Source organism: Nitrospira sp. T9 (genome assembly GCF_052156535.1).
GTDB lineage: Bacteria > Nitrospirota > Nitrospiria > Nitrospirales > UBA8639 > Nitrospira_E.
Genome location: NZ_JBQKUP010000034.1, coordinates 19,302 through 38,731, shown reverse-complemented (window position 1 = coordinate 38,731; position 19,430 = coordinate 19,302). Strand labels below are relative to the sequence as shown.

General features: G+C 49.6%; 18 protein-coding genes, 2 tRNA genes and 1 other RNA gene. 11 read left to right on the top strand and 10 right to left on the bottom strand.

The genetic code is table 11. The features are described from left to right. Positions 1–766 precede the first annotated feature (766 nt). Positions 767–1,402, top strand: coding sequence for an NUDIX hydrolase (locus ACTRXD_RS08750; protein WP_442431438.1), 636 nt, complete (start codon positions 767–769; stop codon positions 1,400–1,402). Between the two features lie 306 nt (positions 1,403–1,708). On the opposite strand, the gene ACTRXD_RS08745 is transcribed toward ACTRXD_RS08750, so the two are convergent. Continuing rightward, positions 1,709–2,548: a PAS domain S-box protein gene (locus ACTRXD_RS08745; protein ID WP_442431437.1), complete on the bottom strand. Its 840-nt coding sequence runs from the start codon at positions 2,546–2,548 to the stop codon at positions 1,709–1,711. Between the two features lie 800 nt (positions 2,549–3,348). Between ACTRXD_RS08745 and pyrF the strand changes: the two genes are divergently transcribed. The 7 genes from pyrF (at position 3,349) to ACTRXD_RS08710 (ending at position 9,460) form a co-directional block, all read left to right on the top strand. Further along, complete coding sequence (gene pyrF, locus ACTRXD_RS08740; RefSeq protein ID WP_442431436.1) at positions 3,349–4,119, top strand: orotidine-5'-phosphate decarboxylase; 771 nt, start codon at positions 3,349–3,351, stop codon at positions 4,117–4,119. A 329-nt stretch (positions 4,120–4,448) separates the two neighbouring features. Continuing rightward, positions 4,449–4,583 (top strand): hypothetical protein, encoded by a 135-nt coding sequence (locus ACTRXD_RS08735; protein ID WP_442431435.1) that lies wholly within the window; start codon positions 4,449–4,451, stop codon positions 4,581–4,583. A 162-nt stretch (positions 4,584–4,745) separates the two neighbouring features. Next, positions 4,746–6,713 carry a response regulator gene (locus ACTRXD_RS08730; RefSeq protein ID WP_442431434.1) on the top strand — a complete coding sequence of 656 codons (1,968 nt, stop codon included), beginning with the start codon at positions 4,746–4,748 and terminating at the stop codon, positions 6,711–6,713. Between the two features lie 288 nt (positions 6,714–7,001). Continuing rightward, positions 7,002–7,373 (top strand): response regulator, encoded by a 372-nt coding sequence (locus ACTRXD_RS08725; protein ID WP_442431433.1) that lies wholly within the window; start codon positions 7,002–7,004, stop codon positions 7,371–7,373. Between the two features lie 29 nt (positions 7,374–7,402). Then, positions 7,403–7,981, top strand: a complete 579-nt coding sequence (locus tag ACTRXD_RS08720) for a hypothetical protein (protein ID WP_442431432.1) — start codon at positions 7,403–7,405, stop codon at positions 7,979–7,981. A gap of 49 nt (positions 7,982–8,030) precedes the next feature. Then, positions 8,031–8,630, top strand: coding sequence for a nitroreductase family protein (locus ACTRXD_RS08715; RefSeq protein WP_442431431.1), 600 nt, complete (start codon positions 8,031–8,033; stop codon positions 8,628–8,630). A gap of 233 nt (positions 8,631–8,863) precedes the next feature. Further along, complete coding sequence (locus ACTRXD_RS08710; RefSeq protein WP_442431430.1) at positions 8,864–9,460, top strand: class II aldolase/adducin family protein; 597 nt, start codon at positions 8,864–8,866, stop codon at positions 9,458–9,460. An 82-nt stretch (positions 9,461–9,542) separates the two neighbouring features. On the opposite strand, the gene ACTRXD_RS08705 is transcribed toward ACTRXD_RS08710, so the two are convergent. Both ACTRXD_RS08705 and ACTRXD_RS08700 read right to left on the bottom strand, forming a co-directional pair. Then, on the bottom strand, positions 9,543–11,378 hold the full coding sequence (locus tag ACTRXD_RS08705) for a tetratricopeptide repeat protein (protein ID WP_442431728.1): 1,836 nt from the start codon (positions 11,376–11,378) through the stop codon (positions 9,543–9,545). A 422-nt stretch (positions 11,379–11,800) separates the two neighbouring features. Beyond that, on the bottom strand, positions 11,801–12,094 hold the full coding sequence (locus ACTRXD_RS08700; RefSeq protein WP_442431429.1) for a hypothetical protein: 294 nt from the start codon (positions 12,092–12,094) through the stop codon (positions 11,801–11,803). On the opposite strand from ACTRXD_RS08700, the gene ACTRXD_RS08695 reads away from it, so the two are divergent. Continuing rightward, positions 12,078–12,692 (top strand): hypothetical protein, encoded by a 615-nt coding sequence (locus ACTRXD_RS08695; protein ID WP_442431428.1) that lies wholly within the window; start codon positions 12,078–12,080, stop codon positions 12,690–12,692. The two genes, ACTRXD_RS08700 and ACTRXD_RS08695, sit on opposite strands and share 17 nt — an antisense overlap. Positions 12,693–12,703: 11 nt before the next feature. Here ACTRXD_RS08695 and recR read toward each other — a convergent pair whose 3' ends face one another. The 7 genes from recR to ACTRXD_RS08660 all read right to left on the bottom strand — a co-directional run bounded on the left by recR (position 12,704) and on the right by ACTRXD_RS08660 (position 17,233). Continuing rightward, positions 12,704–13,342, bottom strand: coding sequence for a recombination mediator RecR (recR, locus tag ACTRXD_RS08690; protein ID WP_442431427.1), 639 nt, complete (start codon positions 13,340–13,342; stop codon positions 12,704–12,706). 20 nt (positions 13,343–13,362) lie between these two features. Then, positions 13,363–13,689 carry a YbaB/EbfC family nucleoid-associated protein gene (locus ACTRXD_RS08685; RefSeq protein WP_312645783.1) on the bottom strand — a complete coding sequence of 109 codons (327 nt, stop codon included), beginning with the start codon at positions 13,687–13,689 and terminating at the stop codon, positions 13,363–13,365. Next, on the bottom strand, positions 13,689–15,521 hold the full coding sequence (gene dnaX, locus ACTRXD_RS08680; protein WP_442431426.1) for a DNA polymerase III subunit gamma/tau: 1,833 nt from the start codon (positions 15,519–15,521) through the stop codon (positions 13,689–13,691). Before dnaX ends, ACTRXD_RS08685 begins: the two co-directional genes overlap by 1 nt. 93 nt (positions 15,522–15,614) lie before the next feature. Beyond that, positions 15,615–15,714: signal recognition particle sRNA small type (gene ffs, locus ACTRXD_RS08675), an RNA gene on the bottom strand. 89 nt (positions 15,715–15,803) lie between these two features. Further along, a tRNA-Ser gene (locus tag ACTRXD_RS08670) sits at positions 15,804–15,893 on the bottom strand. A gap of 262 nt (positions 15,894–16,155) precedes the next feature. After that, positions 16,156–16,962 carry a hypothetical protein gene (locus tag ACTRXD_RS08665; protein ID WP_442431425.1) on the bottom strand — a complete coding sequence of 269 codons (807 nt, stop codon included), beginning with the start codon at positions 16,960–16,962 and terminating at the stop codon, positions 16,156–16,158. Positions 16,963–16,987: 25 nt separating this feature from the next. Continuing rightward, on the bottom strand, positions 16,988–17,233 hold the full coding sequence (locus tag ACTRXD_RS08660) for a hypothetical protein (RefSeq protein ID WP_442431424.1): 246 nt from the start codon (positions 17,231–17,233) through the stop codon (positions 16,988–16,990). 689 nt (positions 17,234–17,922) lie between these two features. On the opposite strand from ACTRXD_RS08660, the gene ACTRXD_RS08655 reads away from it, so the two are divergent. Further along, a tRNA-Leu gene (locus ACTRXD_RS08655) sits at positions 17,923–18,005 on the top strand. Between the two features lie 53 nt (positions 18,006–18,058). Continuing rightward, the gene (gene tig / locus ACTRXD_RS08650) at positions 18,059–19,384 is read left to right on the top strand and encodes a trigger factor (RefSeq protein ID WP_442431423.1); all 1,326 of its coding nucleotides are present in this window, start codon (positions 18,059–18,061) and stop codon (positions 19,382–19,384) included. Positions 19,385–19,430: the final 46 nt, after the last annotated feature.

Below are 19,430 nucleotides of genomic sequence, written 5' to 3'. Positions count from 1 at the left end.
CCTTCAACCCCACTGGTCTTGGTTTTGGTCCCGGGTTCGAACAAACTTCCGTGGTTGATAGGCTCATGGCGGAAGCCCGGCGAAAGGCGAGCATACCGCATGGTCATGGGGCCATTCCGATGCTCAAGTATTATTTTTTGGAGCAATCACATTTGCAATTCTCCTGATCAGTGGCTGAAGCACTAATTGATCGAAAACCTCTCCGCGCGAGATTTTTTTACCTTTTCTTTAAACAGTACGTCGTCCAGGGTGAGTATTCAATTTTCAGGATGAACTTTAGGTCTGGTAGAGAAAAAATGTGTAGCTGCTTTACGGGCAATGAAAATTTTAAAGGTCTCGTTTTGAAAGGTTTATCTCCGTAAGGGGATCCTTACAGTATGGAATCCTCTCATTCTATTGCGTATGAGCGTATAAAATTCCAATCAAAAAAATAGGGAAATTTTTCCCAGATATGTGACCTATTTTCTTCTTGGGACAAAGGTCCCATAAGCGGCAGGGCAATAAACTATCAAGCAGCAATGCTGTGTGGCCAATAAGTCGATAGCTATAGTGAATCGAATCCAAGTGGAAAAACCAAAGGATGATTTTTGATCCAAAATTGAGGATTCAATTTATCTTAGAGAGTTATGCATAGTGTATTGGCGTTATTGACCCAAGGCATAGTGATAGGACAAAAGGACATGAACTTGAAAAAAACAACGGACCTCGTGAAACATTCACTAAACCCCCTTGCCGGGTTGGGTGTTCATAGATACCGTAAAAAGATATGTTCGCATGGTTAACACGGTTTATTGAGCATCACCCCAACCTTCATCGTTTTGCCCTTTATATTTGGAGGCTGTTTCCGCCACGGGTGGCAGGATTTTTTAAAGGGGTGCTTGCCAGAAGCTGGGTAGTGGGGGCAATAGCCGTCATGATCGACGAAAATTCATCACCTCCGGAGGTACTCTTGGTTGAGCACAGTTATCGGCCGAAAGGAGCATGGGGCCTTCCTGGTGGGTCTCTCGAATCGACTCTCGGAGATCCGACCAGACCAAGTAACACTTCATCGCCTGACGATGTTATTCAGGCAGCTCTTTGCAAGGAAATGTCCGAAGAACTCGGAATCGCCATTAGGGTGAACAGCCTCCTTAGAATTGATGCTATTCCCTATCTTCCGGAAGAACCCGGTCCCTTTCGATTGCACTTTTACTTCCGCTGTGCTCCACAGGACGGTTTCGCAATCTTCCGTGCGAGACTGAGTTCCGGGCACATACGCCCCCGCTCTCCCGAGATCAAAAATATACGGTTCGTTCCTTTGCATGAGTTAACCAAGTACGACATATTTTCAACCGATCTGAGATTCTTGAATGATGATCTTCCAAGGCTTGAGCCAGCCCTTGCTACATTGAAATCCGATTGACTATTAAATTTTCGATTGTGTGGAAATCTTGCGATGGGAATGAGCAGGCCCAAGCAGTTCTCAGGGGACCTGAGTGTGAGGAAAAACTACGACAAACAACGTGTGTTTACGAAAGAGGGATTACATGCGCCTGGATAGGTGAACCGAAGGAGTCATATTGGAAGGGTTTCACGGCAGGAATTATCTCCTGCTCGCACCGAATCCTTTAACCTGCTTGGGATCGCTCTTCTTCAGTTCATGTTTGTTCAGACGATCCTCTTTGCCTCACCGCTCAAAAAATAAAGAGCCATGCCCGGTCCAGGGGTCTCATACGTTCTGATATTGCACAGGCCTTTCCTTCTTTGATTCTCGAATTGAGAGGTCTCGAATAAATCCTGAATAGGAAGGATGCGTCCCTGTCATCCAGGAATTCAAAGAGAGTTCGATGGGGAATTCCTGCCCGCTTTTTCTTAATCCATGGAGTGTGACCGTTTTCCCGATGACGTGAGATTCGCCTGTTGTTTGTAACCGGTTCATGCCTTTGGTATGAGCTTCCCGGTAGCGACTGGGCATGATCAGTGTCAGTGGTTTTCCAAACATTTCCTCGGCGGTATATTCAAACATCGATTCAGCAGCCTTATTCCAGGACATGATGCGGCCGGTGTGATCGGCTAATACAATGGCATCAATGGCTGCCTGAAAGACGGCTTGAAAGCGGATTTCGCTTTCATATAAGGCGTGACGGGCGCGTTCCATTTTTTTTGCCAAGGCATAAGCCTTGAGCGCTTGACGCACCGTGGTTCTAATTTCGGAACGGTTGATGGGTTTATGAAGATAGGCAAAGGCGCCCTGTTCTTCCAGGGGGCCGGTCACATCATCGAGAGTGGTGTAACTCGACAAAATAATGATGGGAAGACCTGGCACCGCTTTTGTCATCTTCTCTAGAACGAGTAACCCATCCATGTCAGGGAGTTTGACGTCAAGGATTACCACACTAGGCGAGTGAAGTTTTACGCATTCCAATGCGGTGCCGCCTGTTGAAGCCACATTAATGTGATGCCCGTCGGCTTCCAAAAGATCTCGTAAAGTCAGGACAATATCCTGTTCATCGTCGACGACTAGAATGGGGGATGAGGAAGAGGATGGTATCGGGGATGCGTTTGCCATGGTCTGACCTCATGTCTGGCGTAATTGTCCCTCAAGGCAGATGGTCCTGAGAATGGGCTTATAATGATTGAACACGCAATCTACGTACCAATTACGGCATACGTTGAATCGGTTGAGCGATAAGCCTTTGGAAAAAAATGTGATTTTGTGAAAATTTTGCAAAGGAAAGTCCCTGTGTTATTGACTTTTTTATATGAAAAAAGGAAATTTATATATCTGTTTGGATACACCCAATTATCCAAATGGATACACAATCTTGACCTGTATACTCCACGAGATTGAATTGACCGACAAATGTGTTTGCGAATTTGCCCTGTCTTTTCGATCTGTTTTCTTTAATAGGTCAACTAGCTGTCTCCAAGCCTCAACAATCGGATTCCACCCGACGTGAAATTGTGAAGGGCACCATTCGGCTTCAAAACCGGAAACGGCGCTTTTGCCTAGGGCAGAACCGTAAAAATGTTGGATACGGATCCTGCGGGGTAGTTTGTGGAAGGGAGTCGATCCAGGAAACCTATGCAGGTCCAGGGATTTTCGGCGAAATGGTTCGAATCGATGAGTCATCAAGGGCAGGTTTGGCCTCGATGCGGTGTGGCTTGAGTTCATCCATTGGTTATGGCACTCTCCACTGTTGATAAACAAGAATTAGTGTTCATGCGGAATTTGGGTGTTTGGCTTACTGGTAAAAAAGCCTGGGATAATGCCCCGTGCTCCCTTTCCTTGGGCCGTATATGGTTTCCTCATCCGGTCCTTCCCATGAATGTTGAACCGCTGGCGTATTTGGTGATCTGGGAATGAACATGGTTATCCCCATACAGGAACGGTTAATTGTCGCACTTGATGTTCCCTCCGTAGAGGAGGCCCGTCAATATGTGAAGGATTTAGAGGGTGTCGCCCGGTTTTATAAAATCGGCCTGGAATTATTTCTGGCGGTAAATGCGGATTTTATCAAGGAATTACGTGCACAAAATTGCAGGATTTTTTTAGATCTGAAGATGAATGATATCGATGAAACCGTGCGCCGAGCTGTGAATCTGGCGGCTGATCTTGATGTTGATTTTCTTACCATATTGGGAAATCATGCCACAGCCAAAGCTGCAGTGTTGGGTCGAGGCGCCGGGTCAATACAAATATTGACCGTTCCGCTCCTTTCGAGTTGGGGGGAAAAAGATCTTCAAGACCTGGGGATGTTGAGTGTGCAACCAGGAGAGCCCGGACGTTTTCATTCTCTGGATGACTACGTCTTATGGCGAGCCGATATGGCGATGGCCCAAGGGTGCGATGGTCTAATCGCCTCAGGAAAATATGTTGGAATTCTGAGAGAACGGTTTGGTCCGAAGGCGCTCATTGTCTCTCCAGGCGTGAGACCTGCCGGACAGAACACCCATGAACATCAACGTTCATTAACTCCATTTGATGCCATTCGAGCCGGGGCCGATTATTTAGTCGTTGGGCGACCTATTCGCGATGCGGACAATCGGCGCAAAATGGCCGAAAGGATTCAAGAGGACATTGCCTCAGCGGTCAAGGCTGGTCCCTCGAAAGAGCGGACATTGGCTGGGGAACGATAGGTGGCAACATCCCATGAGTCTTACGGAACCAAAGTGGCCCTTCATTAAATTTCCTGCACGGTTTTTCCCTTCCTTATTTTAGGGGGGTGTTTAACCTTTCTCACGCTTCCTTTTGTCTCTAGGTAGCTTGCCTCACCCCTGAATGACCAACGGTTGATACGCATCCTCTTCTATTAAGTAATTTCGACTGTATTGTGGCCTCTTGGTAAACCGGACCGTGATACACCGTTTTTCCGAATATCACAGGAGCGGTTGTGATACCCAGAAGACCCCTCCCCAGTATTCATTTTCCCGGTATCCTCTCTCCCTTCTTGTTGATGAGGAGGGGCGTGACCATTAATGCCGGGATTGTTATGATGGGGCCGGATAATTGGGAAATAGTGGGGATTGGTTTCCGGATGGCCATGAGCCGCGATCAATCCCGTGAGCGAAACCAACATCCTGTGTGGTCGATGCTGAAGTAGGATGCGCCGGAGAAACCGGTGGAGAGGTGGAAATCCAAGTGGATCCTGTTTTGGAAAGTCTAGGTTCAAACACCTCTAAGGCAGAAAGCCCCAAATACATCCTTGAATAAATTCCGAGAGTCACGCACACAGTTCTGGACGGTAGACATCATGGAGGGATATATGACGATGCGAAGGGAATGGTTGCGAATCCTCATTGTGCAAGACCGTCCTGACCAATTGGAAGCGCTCGTCAATGTTCTAGGGGAAGAAGGCTATCAGGTGGTAGGGGCCAGGACGGCCGCGGAGGCTTCGGAATGTGCGAAATGCGAAAGCTTTGCGGTCGCAGTGGTCGATCTGCAGGCGCCGGATGTTTCCGAAGTCTCATTGCTTTCTCTTCTCAAGGCGAAGAATGCAGAGATTCAGATGATCCTGAATCCGGCCTTTGCTACTCTGGGTTCAGCTAAAGATGTCATTGGTGAGAGCGTCGTTGCCTACCTTAAACGGGATGGGTCCCCATCGGAATTGCTGAGTACTCTCCGTCAGACCTTCCGTGACCAACTGACGAAATACACAAAGGAACTGGAGGTCGCGCTGGCAGAGCGGGATGAACGATTTCGGCAACTTGTGGACCATATCAAAGAAGTATTTTGGGTCTTTGCCCCTGACCAGTCTGAGATCTGGTATATCAGCCCTCAATATGAAACGGTCTGGGGCCGGAGTTGTGCCAGTCTTTTGGAAAATCCGCGAAGCCTATGGAATGCGATTCATCATGAGGATCAACCACGATTTCACACACACCAGTTTGCACCGGATGTGAATGGGGTTCAGGGAGAATGCCGGATTGTGAGACCGGATAACACCATGCGGTGGGTGCGAATTCAAACGGTTCCCATTCGAAAGCCTAATGGGGACTTGCTGAGCCTTGCGGGAGTGGCGGAGGATATTACAGAACGGAAGCGTGTGGATGAGGCTCTGACGAAAACTGAACGGCAATTTCGACAATCAAGCCGCATGGAAGCCATTGGGACGTTGGCAGGCGGCATCGCCCATGATTTCAATAATATTTTAACGGCCATTTTGGGCTATACCGAGTTGGCGTTGGCCACGGTGCCAAAGGAAAGCCGTACTCAACGAAATCTGCAAGAAGTGCTGACCGCAGGTCACCGAGCCAAACACTTGGTGCTTCAAATTTTGACCTTTAGTCGTCAAGCAGGTCAGGGGAAGAAGCCCACACCTCTCCACATGATCGTCCGGGAAGCCCTGAAACTCTTACGATCCACGATTCCCACGACCATTGAGATCCGTCAAGCATTTAACACAGAGGCCATCATTCTAGCGGATCCAACCCAAATGCATCAGATCATTATCAATTTATGCACTAACGCTGAATATGCTATGCGAGAACCTGGCGGGATTTTAACCATTACCCTGGAAGATGTGGAAGTGACAGAGGAACTCACCGGAGCGATCTCGGGATTACATCCTGGCTCGCATGTTCGATTGACGGTGGAAGATACCGGTTCGGGCATGACGCCTGAGGTACTCGAACGGCTGTTTGACCCTTTCTTTACTACCAAGCCGATTGGCGAGGGGTCGGGGATGGGGATGGCCGTGGTGCATGGAATCATTACGAGTCACAAAGGAGCCATTGTCGTTGATAGTATCGTGAACAAGGGGACGAAGATCGATGTTTACCTCCCGACCGTTCCGACACAGGTCTTAGAGCCTGTTTATGATCAAAAAGCCATTCCGACTGGGAAAGAGTCCGTTTTATTTGTGGATGATGAAGAGACGATTGTGCGTCTGGGGAAGGAACTTCTCACCCAACTGGGATATACCGTGGAAGTGCACACGAGTTCCATCGAAGCCCTGAGGACATTTAGGCAAGACCCTCATCGTTTTGATCTCGTGATTACTGATCAGACTATGCCGGGATTAACCGGGGAGGCTTTATCCCGTGAGCTTCTGCGGATTCGCCCGGATCTCCCCATCATTTTGTGTACAGGATTCAGTCATGTGATCTCTGCTGAGCGAGCGAAGGCATTGGGTATTCAGGGCTATTTAATGAAGCCATTGGCGATCCGGGACCTGGTTCCGATTATTCGCCATGTCCTCGACAAAACATCTTCATCGTTAGCCGAGTCTTGAGATATCGCAAAAGGAATAAATGGGAAAGGTATGGTTCTATGAGTTTGTGGTGGGTCATAACATAGCCCTCTGAGTGCAGGCCATTCCGGGATGGCTATTCAATAATCATGAATTCCAGAAGCGGATAGGGTTTTGTTCGTGTCATGTTTGATAGTCGAGAAGTTGTCAGTTTGGCACAAACCGTTATTTTTTAAAGGATCAAAAGTTGGTCGCACAGTTCGTAATGTGTCATTTCCTGGAGAAGAGGAAGGTGACCATCCGGAGTGGGGCGTGGAAAGAGACAAAGTTATGGCAAACATTCTTGTTGTGGATGATGATCGGCAGGTTTGTGACCTGTTGAAGCAAGCCTTGGAAAACCAGGGATATACTGTGGACTGTGCCTCAAACGGAGTCGAAGGCATCAAGGAATATCGCAACCACCCTGCCGATCTCATTATTTTAGATATTCTTATGCCCGAAAAAGAGGGGCTTGAGACCATACTGGATTTGCGGCGTGAATTTCCTCAGGTAAAAATTATTGCCATGTCGGGCGGAAGTGAGCGAGCCAAACTCGATTTGTTGGATCTCGCTCGTCGGTTAGGGGCTCAACACACCATCGATAAGCCTTTCCAATTGCACGCCATTACGGACCTCGTTACGCAAGCCCTGCAAGAAAATTAGCCAGGGTTTACCTGTTTGGAACACGAGCAATGCTGTATTTTCGGACTCAACCTGATGCCGTGTTTATTCCGTTTGTGAGGCAGGCGCTTGACTACGAACTTCAATCCGTACGGCGTGTCGCATCTCACAATGACACCGACGCCTGGTTAGTGGAGTATCCGGCCGTCGGGATATTGTTTACTCCCTATAGTGCACTCATCACGCTTGAGGAATTGCTGGTTGCCCATGAGGCATCGATGGTCTATCGATTGACCGACTATCATTGGCTTCTACTTTACGGAAGCCTCAAAAATTATTGTCTCTGGCACAACGATCAGGTTCATGATGAATCGGTGTCATTTACCGTGTTGGGGGGATACCGGTTTGGGCCGGTGGATTTCGAAACAATGACCGATTGGTATTTCTGGGATCATGAATTTATGGAACTATTGTACGCGGATGCGGATGAATCAGATTGCTGTCTATGTGGAGACCACACAGACAGGTCTGACATTGATCTCTCATATGGATTACGTCCGCATCCTGACAAGCTCAAATTAATCCCGGTGGAGGAGCCCGCCTGGCGCATTCCGGAGCCAGAAGAATGTGGCCAGTGGCGTCTACCATAAGACCGATTCATCAATAAGTGAAGTGGCGTAAAGTCTCTCAGGAGAAATCATGGAAAAACCAGCAGACGTTCAATTTGACATTCATGACCTATTGCGTCGTCGCTGGAGTCCAAGAGCGTTTGCCGATCAGCCGGTAGAACGAGAGAAAATCCAAAGCTTGTTGGAAGCAGCACGATGGGCTTCCTCCTGTTTTAACGAACAGCCTTGGGTCTTTATTCTTGCAACAAGGGAGCACCCCGAAAGCCATCAGAAGCTTCTGAGTTGTCTGGTGGAGGGAAATCAAATCTGGGCAAAACGTGCTCCACTTCTTCTGCTCACGGTCGCAAAACTCCATTTTGATCATAATGGACAGGTTAACCGCCATGCCTATCATGATGTCGGATTGGCCGTAGGAAATCTGGTCATGCAAGCCACAGCCATGGACCTGGTGGTCCATCAAATGGCCGGGATTCTTCCTCACACCATTTGCGAACGCTATGCTTTTCCTGCCGGCTATGAAGCCGTAACCGGGATCGCCATCGGGTATCAGGGAGATACATCTACCCTCCCGGTCCCGCTTCGTGAACGGGAATTGGCCCCACGGTCTCGTAAAGAGTTGAGGGAATTTGTGTTCTCCGAGACGTGGGGACGGAACCCGGAATGCTTGTAGGCGCACTATATCCCCCTCGGCCCCTGTTTCAGAGCGCTCCATCCCGGTTCTCACTTTTATGAACATGTCTCCTTGCTCATTGGAAACAGAGAGCGCTTTCTGTCTGCCCACAGGAGCCTGTCTCTTAAATGGCAGACAGGTGCTCGGTGATAGGGTAGGAGAAAACAAAACAGGATGATTCACTTAATCGCAAGAAATTAAGGCCTAAACAGTAAGGAAGGAGACACCATTCTATGATTACAGCCATAGGCGATGTGTTACGGCGGTGTTATGAGCGCGGGTGGATTACCAGTCGTGACGGAAATTGTAGCCTCAGACGAGCGAGGAGCGTCTACCTGTACGTCACCCCCTCAGGCTGGCGAAAGACGATTGTTCATCCTGAGCATATGGTCAAAATTAAGTTCGTAGACGGGAAGTTGCAGGTGGCTCCCGGAACCAATCCTTCCGGTGAGCTGCACATGCATTATCTCCTGACCAGAGGGATGAATCGAACGCGTGCGGTGGTACATGTGCATCCAACCCATGTGGTCGGAGCGATCTATCGAGGATTCGATCTCCAGAAAATCTGCAAAGACTTTCCCGAGATTTACCGCTATACCCGGATTGGCCCAACGGTGCCCGCCCTTCCTGCCATCAGCTCGGAACTGGGCGAAGCCACGGCGAAAGCCCTGGGGGTCACAGAAGCCAATCCGGCAGGCGATTACGATATTGTTGGCCAAGCCAACCACGGAGTTTGCTCTATGGCATCCGACCCCTGGTCGGCCTATGAGCATATCGAACGGTTGGATCATATATGCGAAATTGTCCTTAAAAGCGGCGTCTCTCCCTGACAGGATGGTGAAAATGGCCATCAGCTTTGTTCTCGCTTCGCTGAATGGTCATTTTGACCATCCTGTCCTTGGTTATGGGTGTTCAAACGTTCTCACTCTCCATCATTTTTACTAAATTTTCATAATTTTGTCTTAAAGATTTGGTATTGGGATGCTCTGCACCCAAGGCTTCCTCACGAATTGTTAGAGCGCGCTGAAGGAGAGGTGCGGTCTTATCATACTGTCCTTGGGCGTAATAGAGCAGAGCTAAGTTGTTGAGGCTCGTGGCGACTTCAGGATGCGTGGGTCCCAAGGTCTGTTCCCGAATGGCCAGGGCGCGCTGGTAGAGGGGTTCCGCGTCGGCATACCGGGCACGTTCGTAGAGATAATGGGCCGTTTGGTTTAACATTCGTGCCCCTTCTAAGAGCATGAGATTTTCTTGAGAAATGAGGGAGGCACATTGCTGTGCCTGACTCAGCAAGCGGTCATAATGGGGCCATGTTTCAAATTTTACATCCGGAAGCACACGATTCATCGTTCGGACGAAACGTTCAATCCATTGTTTTCTGGTCTCGTCGTTAAGACTCTCCAAGATGATGGCTTGGACCAGGCGATGGATTTCCAATGTGTGGGTGTTCATGCCTCGATGGATGAGGGAAAATTTTAAAATGTCCCCAATAGCGTTGTTAAACGATAGAGCATTCCCAACCACCAATCCGAGAACTGGACCGAGTTCGGACGCTCCCTCGGTGATGAGTTCTTCGGGTATGGAATCGGGATGAAGAAATGCACAGAACTGTAAAAGCTCAGCAGCGGCGGGATTTGCCTGTTCGATTTTTTGAAAGGACAGGACCCAGGTTGTGGCCACGGGATCGGGATGCCCAGATGCAAAGAGACCTCGTTCCTTGATAAGCTCGACACCATGCGTCCGGTAGAGGTCGAGATAACCAGCCAATCCACACTGTGTTTCCTCAATGTAGGCGCCAGCCTGGTCTAAGGCGAGTGGCAGACCGTCTAGTTCCCTGACAATAGCAAGGGCTTGGGTTCGTAGTACCTTGGGAACGGTTTCATAGGGAGTGTCTTTGGTGATCAATTTGGCACGTCGTAAAAGAAAAATCCCTCCCTCCTGATCCGGTAATTTTTTGACTTCTACCCCTGAGATCGTCCCTGTGGCTTGTGCTCTTGTTGTGAGCAGAATATGGCCGGATTGAAGTCCCTGGATGAAAGGGTAAATCAAGGAGAGGTCATCGGCATTGTCCAAGATCAAAAGCCATTCGTCATGTTGTTTGAGCCACCGAAGGACGGCGTTGACGATCTCTTGCTGATCTTTTGCATCCTTTTCCGGTAATTTCAACACCAAGGCGAGTTGGGCAAAGTCTGATATGAGAGATTCCTTGGATTCGGCTTTGATCCAGAAAATATGCGGATAATCGTCTTTGTGCCGGAAGGCATACTCCACAGCCGTTTGTGTTTTGCCGATTCCTCCCAATCTGGAAAAGGCAGCCCTGCCCGATGATAGAAGTGCTTCACGAATCTCCCCAAGAATATCCTCCCTGCCCATAAAAAACGGATTGCGCTCAAGCGGAATGTTCCAAACAGATTTGTGATGCTCTTTGGGCCTCTGATTGGTAGAAGGTTTGGGTTGGCCGGAAAGTTCCTGGACAACCAGACGAATGCCTTTAGCTACATCGGTCCAGGCTTCATCTTCTATGTTCCAACTGGCAATTGGTTTTCCATTTTGAGGTAGGGCCTGGAGCATGGCAAACGGGGCTGAGGTCCAGTCGGCCGAACGAATGATAATGGGAATGACCCGGGCTTCCCCATGTTGATGTTTTTCTAGGGCACGATCCATTTCTTTGTCGCAGCAATAATTAGAAGCCAGAAAATCAGAACTGATGAGCAGTAGAATAATGGAGGCCTGCTCCAGATTTTCGTGGATTTGATCGGCTCATTCACGGCCTGCCGAAATTTTCCGGTCGTGCCAGACCTCAATTATTCTATCTCGCTTCAGCGGGGCCAAATGGGTAACCAAGTTATTCCGATGGACCTCGTCCTTATGGGAATAGGAGATGAAAACTTTCATATGGGTTTTGAGGGTGTTAAACGCGGGTTTATATTAAATGCTCTATAAGAGGTGAATCTTTTTAATTGGCCTTTAAGCTTCCCAGGAATTCCCTAAATGTTCAAGAGGTTTTTGCGGTTGGACTGAAAGATCCATCCTGTGAAAATTGTCTAAATCGGACTGTTCTTCCCTCACGTATTGCTGGAGTCCGATGGAAAGGCTATCATTTCTTTTTTGATCCAACCGTTGGTTCAATTTTTTCTCTTCTTTATCGATTCATAGAAAGGACTCTGCATGGCTCAAAAGAAATCTGTTCGTCGCGTGGCTTCAACACCCCCTTCCAAGAAACCTTCAATAAAAATAAAAAAGACTGTGGCGTCTAAATCTGCTGCGACGAAAAAGGCGGGAAAAACCAGTGCAGCTATGAGAAAGAAAAAGGCTGCCCCAAAACTCACATCCGGTAAAAAGACGGTTGGTTCGAAAAAAACTGTGGCAACGAAAGCCAAACCGACTTCTTCAAAAGGTGTGTCTGCCAAAAAACCTGCATTGAAGAAGACAACCACAAAGAAGAATGTGGTGAAAACGGCTCTCAAGCCCAAAGCTAAAAAGCCTGCGGCTCAAAAACCGTCAACTTACAAAAAGAAGGTTTCTGTCGCGAAGAAAACAACCATTTTAGGAAAGGCCTCTAATCCGAAGTCTGTGGTCACAAAGCAAGAGGGGTTGGTGTCCAAAAAGAACGCAGGTTCGACCATAGCAAAAAAGGTGGTCACTAAGGCTCCTAGTCGATCAGTTCCATCCCCTACCCGTTCAGCCGAAACGAAGACGGGAGGAGAACCGCTCTCTCTCACGGAACGTTATAATCTTGGTGGCCTTTTCGTCTGCGCAATTGAACGAGCGAACGATCCAGAGTTCAAGCGGCTTCGTGCCGTGCTTCGTCATTTGGATCTTCCCTCTCAAGAAAAAGATAACCTTCTTCGCTTGTCGCAAGGGTTCACGATTCCCAAATTGTTTGCGGATGGCGTGGGAGGGGACAAAGTCAGTCAGATCCTGACGGACTTCATCCGGTTTGCGTTGGCTGAAGGAGCCTATGAGAAAAAATGGCGGGATGAAATCAGACAGGTTGGGGTGTGGTTGGGCTACTTTCCCCAGCAGTTCGAACAGATTGAACAGAAAGTTTTCGCGAAACGGTAGCGTGGTTCTGGTTACCCAAGATCACGGCGGCCTTCGATGGATTTGAGCAGAGTGACCTCATCGGCATATTCGATATCCATGCCGACCGGAATGCCATAGGCGATACGGGAGACCTTGACCCCCAAGGGTTTTAATCGCTTGGTCAGGTAAATGGCGGTGGCCTCTCCTTCAATTGTGGGGTTGGTGGCCACGATGACTTCCTTAAATGCTCCGTTCTGGACTCGGTTTTCCAGGTCATGGGTGCGGATATCTGCCGGCCCGATGCCGTCCAGTGGAGAGAGTGCCCCATAGAGGACGTGATAGAGGCCTCGAAAGGCCCGGCTTTGTTCGATGGCATACAGGGTGCTGGGCTCTTCCACCACGAGGATGATCGTGGTGTCCCGTTTCGGGTCCAGGCAAATCTCGCAGAGCGGGCCTTCGGCAATATTTCGGCATTGAGTACAGAAGGAGACCCCTTCTTTCACATCACGAATGGCATCGGCCAGCCGTAGCGCCTCTTCTTTTTCCGTCTTCATGAGATGAAAGGCCAATCGTTGAGCCGTTTTTTGGCCAATGCCGGGCAATCGTACGAGTTCACGGCTCAGACGAGCGACCAGCCCTTGAGGTTGGCCATTGGCTCTGGTGTGTTTGGTTGGAGTGGTTTCCAGCATAATAAACCTCGCTTGGTCAATTAGAACATGCCGGGAATGCCCATCCCTCCGGTGAGGGATTTCATTTCTTCGGCCATTAGCTCTTTCGCCTTTCGCAAGGCTTCATTGGATGCGGCGACGATTAAGTCTTGCAACATGTCATGGTCCCCGGATTTCAAGACTTCCGGATCGATGGTCAGCTTGGTTAATTGCATGGCTCCGTTGGCTTGCACGGTCACCATCCCGCCTCCGGCTGAAGCCTCGACTGTTTTCGTGGCAGCCTCCTCTTGAATTTTTCCCATTTTTTCCTGCATGGCTTGGGCTTGCTTCAAAAGATTGCCCATATTGGAGAATGGATTTTTAGACATTAACGTACCTCCTCATTTTGCGGGGTTCTTTCTGCCGATACGACTGTGCCCCCAAATAGTTCCAATGCTTGTTTCACCAAAGGGTGGGCCTTCACGTTTTCAATGAGGTCCTGGTCCTGCTCAAGTTTTTTTTTTGCTCGTAATTCTCCGGTTGACGGCGGGTAAGCCTGCCCCTCTTGAAATTCAATGACTTGGACTTTTATCGGCCGGCCGGCGAATTCCTCACATATTTGACCGATCAGCACGCGATTTTCGGGTTTGTCCGTTCTCCAGCGAGCAATCGAATCTTTTTTGGAATATCCTAGGACAACGGAGTCTGCCGTCATGGTTACGACACTCCCCTTCTCCAGGAAACTCCCGATATTAGGATGGTCATTAATCATGCGTTCAACGACAAGTTCCCAGTTTAACGTGACGGGTGGGCCGGACGAAGGCTGGGCAGCCGTTTGGGGAGAAGCCACCGAGGGTTCGCTGTTGGCAGATGAGGTCTGTGTCGGTACCGGCTTTTCCGCACCTGGTGGTGTTGAGGATGGAAACATTGTTGTGGCGCCGCCACCGGACCTGGGACGGGTCTGGCTTGTAGGAGTTACCGGTTTATCCGCAGGCGCCTGGACTTTAGCCGGTTGTGCGGGAGGCGGAGGCGAGGCCACAGGTGGCAATACCTTTGCCTGTAGGACAGATACTTGAGGGGGTGCGCTGGCCTTCTGTTCAGTTGTGGCGGAGGTGACTGTCGCAGGATCCAGCATCGCTGCCCGTACCACGGCGGCTTCAATGAGAAACCGTGGATGGGAGCTTCCTCGAAGACTGTCCTCTGTTCTGGAGAAAATGGCAAAAAGGGCCTGTAAATAGGGCTCGGAGAGTTGTTGGGCTTGCGCGATGGCCTGATCAACCTCCTCGTCTCCTAATTCAAGAAGGGTTTGTACTTGTGAGCGTGATGGTACCACGCAAGCCACTAGTAGATTGCGACATCGCTCCAACAGTTCCCGGCAATATACCCGGACATCAAAACCCTGGTCGACCAACTGCCCCACGAGAGCCATTGTTTGGGCGGCCTGGTGCCCAAGGATGGCGTCAAGCATGAGCCGGACGAGTTCGTCGGGCACGGACCCAATCAACATTTCCAAATCGCCATGCTGGATGCGTTCTCCACCGAAGGAGACGGCCTGATCCAGGAGGCTCAATGCGTCTCGCATACTGCCTTCACTAGCACGAGCCAGTGCCGATAAGCTTCGATCTTCCACAGTCACACCCGTTTGAGTGGCGATGTGGCGTAGTTGTGTGATGATTTCTAAGCGGGAAATGCGTCGAAAGGTGAAGTGCTGACAGCGTGAAAGTATGGTGGCAGGAATTTTATGAACTTCAGTTGTCGCAAAAATAAAGACGGAGTGACTCGGGGGTTCCTCCAGTGTTTTAAGCAGGGCGTTAAATGCCGAGTTGGACAGCATGTGGACTTCGTCGATGATGTAGACACGGTAGGTGCCATGAAACGGTGCAAATTTAACGTTTTCACGAAGTTCACGGACATCGTCTACTCCGGTATTCGATGCTCCGTCAATCTCGATGACATCCACCGAATTGCCTCGGGTGATTTCGACGCAACTTGGACAGGTTCCACAGGGATGGCTGGTGGGACCCTGTTCACAGTTAAGAGATTTGGCCAGGATGCGCGCGACAGTGGTTTTGCCGACTCCTCGCATGCCGGAGAAAACATAGGCATGGGCGACCCGTTTGCGGTCGATCGCATTGGTGAGTGTTTGCACGACATGGGACTGCCCCAGGACTTCCTGAAAATTGGTCGGGCGGTATTTCCGTGCGGAAACTTGAAATTCCATAATTCGCGTTAATCAGAAAAAGAGCGGTTCGTTATGTGCCCTCGAAGACTTCGGTCTGGTACAAAAACACGGAGAGCCAGCAATAAAGTTAGTCGGGGCCAGGTGATCCTGCGGCACACAGACTAGCCCACGTACCGTTGCTTCCTTCCGGACCTGGCGGGGTTTGCAGGATTCTGTCGCACAGGGCCCAGCCCCTAAATGCAGTTTCGATGGTCCATCGCCTCACGGACTGGCGAAAATCATCTTTTGAGGATATCAGTGATCCTCACGGCGGACCAAATATGGCGGAGAGGGTGGGTTTCGAACCCACGGTACCATTGCTGGCACACGTGATTTCCAGTCACGCCGATTCGGCCACTCTCGCACCTCTCCGCGAATGGGTATCTACTTTGCGGCGACTGAACCTCTGATGAAGCCCTTTGTCTTTTGGAGGGGATCTGTTTATCCCATCTTCTTAGTACTCTTCTTCACCGGGGATCTGTTTGGTGAAAGGTTGTCATCTTACCATGGGGGTCTGGGGGCGACAAGCAAGGAGGGGGAATAGTTACGAATAGGGCGAGGAAGGGACAAGGAAAGGATGCTCACCCTTTTCCCGCCATTCAATCTTTAACGTTCCATGCCTTCCCTATATTAGTTAGGAAGTTCGGGATTGGAACATTCGTTGGCGTCGTGAAGTTCGATGCAGGGCGGCAAACAAATGGCCCCGAAAGAAGAGCATGAAAACCGTCACAATGGGAGTGAGTCCGAGGACGATAACAAAACTCATGTCGGAGGACATCCCTAACAAAGAGAGCCATTCAGATAGTACGGAAAAGGGCAACGTGATGAGATGCCAGAAGTCCAGTCCCCCCCGTCTTCCCGCCTGGCTGGACATTTCAAAGAAAAATGTCAGGCCGAATGGGCCGAAGGCGATGGCCACAGGCAAAAACCATTCGATCCAGTTTTCAACGACAAAATCATAACTTTCCCGAACAACCTCGAGAGCGGATCCGTTCCTGCTCTGGTAAATGACTTCCGGTACTGGATTCAGTAAGACGAAAATTAAGAAAAATACGGCTGTGCCGATCAGCGGTTGGTAGGGATTGGTCTGGAGCCCCATTTCGAGGAATAACAAGGGAAACCACACCATAAATCCAACAGAAATGACCTCCCAAAAATATTGCCCCATACTTGGCAGGATATCCGGCCAACTCACACGACGTGCGCCAAGGACGGCCTGTTCCGTCAGGCTCAGGGTGGAACCAATAACAAGGGCATTGAGGGCGCCCAGGATAAACCCTCCGATCATTCCAAGCGGAGCGATTAGGGAGGTGACAAGCAGGAGGCCTAAGGCAAAGGCGAGGAGGACCGGAATCAAGATCCACGCACGTGTGAAGGATTGGATTGAGGCGAGTAGCGCTTGGTGGTACAGTCGAACTGTTGCCTGGAAGAAACTCTGCATGAGGCGAGGGAATGCTCCGCAGTTTTTAATCTTTGCTTGGCGGAGGGGATTGTATGTTGATGATGTCCTGTTGGCGCTGATCGCGGTCCTGCCTGATTTTCTGTAGCCGACTAGGACGATTCCAGGTCCACCATTTGACGTGATCCGCAAAAGTGGGTGAGGGAGGGGTCGCGGACCCTACCGGTGACTCTTGAAAGTCATACCCTTGATATTCATCTTTTTTATCCAGAAATTTCTGGTAAATATCGTGATAGAGCTGTTTTAAGGTCATAGAGTGGTACCTTACCCAACTCACTCAAGTCGATCAAGAGGAAAATCCATAAAAAGGTTGGGAAAGCAGGTGGGTGGTGTTTGCTCCCCATGATAATGCGCATGCGGTCATTGGTCTGTTCTAATCTTGTAATTGTGGGTATAGTTTGGCTGATAAGGGTTTTTCTGCACGATAAAAACTATAATACTGGGAGTGTTGAATAATATAGATGTTCAAGGGCAAATTTGCCCAGGATTAGATTACTCATCAAAGGCTCCGGGTCGGTTCAAGCCCGTCCAGTCCTGTCCTGAGGCCCCTCGAAGGAAAGGCCGTAGCCGTTTTTACGCGCGGACCGTACGCTGAGTACGTGAGCACGGGAAAATGGCGAGAACGCCGCTGGCGGCTTTTTTCAACAGACCCATACTCATCGAGCAACATTATTACTTGATGCGGGAGAGATGAAGCCGATCGGGTTAAGGAGGACCATTGAATCGTTCATCTTCGAATATTTCCCCCCGATCAACTCGGAATGTAGCTGCGGTGCTTCCGGGAGGACTATTTTTGCTACCTGAATTTTAGGATGGCCTGAAGGAGATGGACGTTTTATAATAGGGAGGCTTGGTAGGGTGCAGGGGTCTTGTTTCCCCTGAGGATTCCACGGAAGAGAACCTCTTTTCAAATTCGGTGGAATGAGGCGAAAACGGTTACGGGCGAGAGTGGCGGAACTGGCAGACGCGCGAGACTTAGGATCTCGTGGGTAACCGTGGGGGTTCAAGTCCCCCCTCTCGCACCATTTCTTAACATTTATATTCTTTATTGTGTTTTTTTACAAGGATGAATGCTCTTATGAAGTTAGAAATGACAGAGCTCGGGCCGGTGAAACGGTCGTTAAAAATTGAAGTTCCCGAAGAAGCGGTCAAAAGCGAATTTCAAAAGGTGTATGCCCAGTTGAGGCGTCAAGCCAAAATCCCTGGATTTCGACCCGGGAAAGCGCCGATCGCGTTATTAGAAAAACGGTATGCCGATCTTGTTGAGCAAGATGTGGTGCAGCGGTTGGTGCCCGATTATTACCAACGAGCGGTGAAGGAAGCCGGGGTGGTCCCTATCCTAGTGGATATTCCCCCTCTGGAACGAATGAAAGTGAAGTCCAATAGCCCATTTACCTTTACGGCTACAGTGGAAATAAAGCCCACCATTCAATTAGGGGATTATCGACCACCGAATCCTATTTCCTTAAAACGGGATTCCCGAACGGTTACAGATGATCAGGTTGAAAAGGCTCTCCAAAGCCTACGGGAGCAACATGCCGAGCTTGACGTGGTTCCTGAAGGAACTCCTCTTCGTGAAGGATTGCATGCGGTATTGTCTATTGAGGGGTTTGTAGAGGACCAGCCGTTGGAAGGGACTCAAAAAAAAGGGGAACTTCTTCACATTGGGTCCAAATCGCCGATTCTTGGTGTGGAGTTAGATGAGTATCTCGTCGGAAAACAGGCCGGTGACACGATTGATATTCCGCAACCTTTTCCCGCCAATCATCCTGATGGTCACCTCGCCGGAAAGACGATGGTTCTCAAGGTGACGATTGATGCGGTGAAAGAGCAGAAACTCCCGGAACTGGATGATGAATTCGCCAAGGATTGCGGCGATTACGATTCCCTGGAGCATCTTAAAACCACCATCAACACCCAATTGGATAATTTCCTGAAACAGGATCTTGAAGAAGGGTATAAAGATCAGGTGATTGAACGCCTGTTGCAGATGCACCACTTTGAAATTCCCGAGGTTCTGATTGAACGGGAGCTTCAGACGCTTATCCGACAAAAAATGCTGAAGGACCACCGCCATGCCCATCGTGAAGATGACGTGGAAGAGCCCTTGCGATTACAAGAAGAGGCTAAGCGCCTCCAACAGGAATTGCATCCGGAAGCTAAGCGGCGCGTGAAGCTGAGTTTGATTCTGGATGCGATCGTTCAGAAGGAAGGCCTTCATGTCACTGAAGATGAAGTGAACGCCGAAATTCAAAAATTGGCCTCTTCCTTAAAGCTTCCGGTTGGGGAAATTCAACGCATGGTCGAGGCTGGGGGGCAGGGTGCTCAGGAGGAGTTCCGCGAGCGGATGAAGGCGGAAAAAGCCTTGCAGTTCGTCTATCAAAATGCGGTCATTCAGGGGTAACGGGTCGTACAACCCTTCTGAATTTACCTGTTCTGATATCTGTATT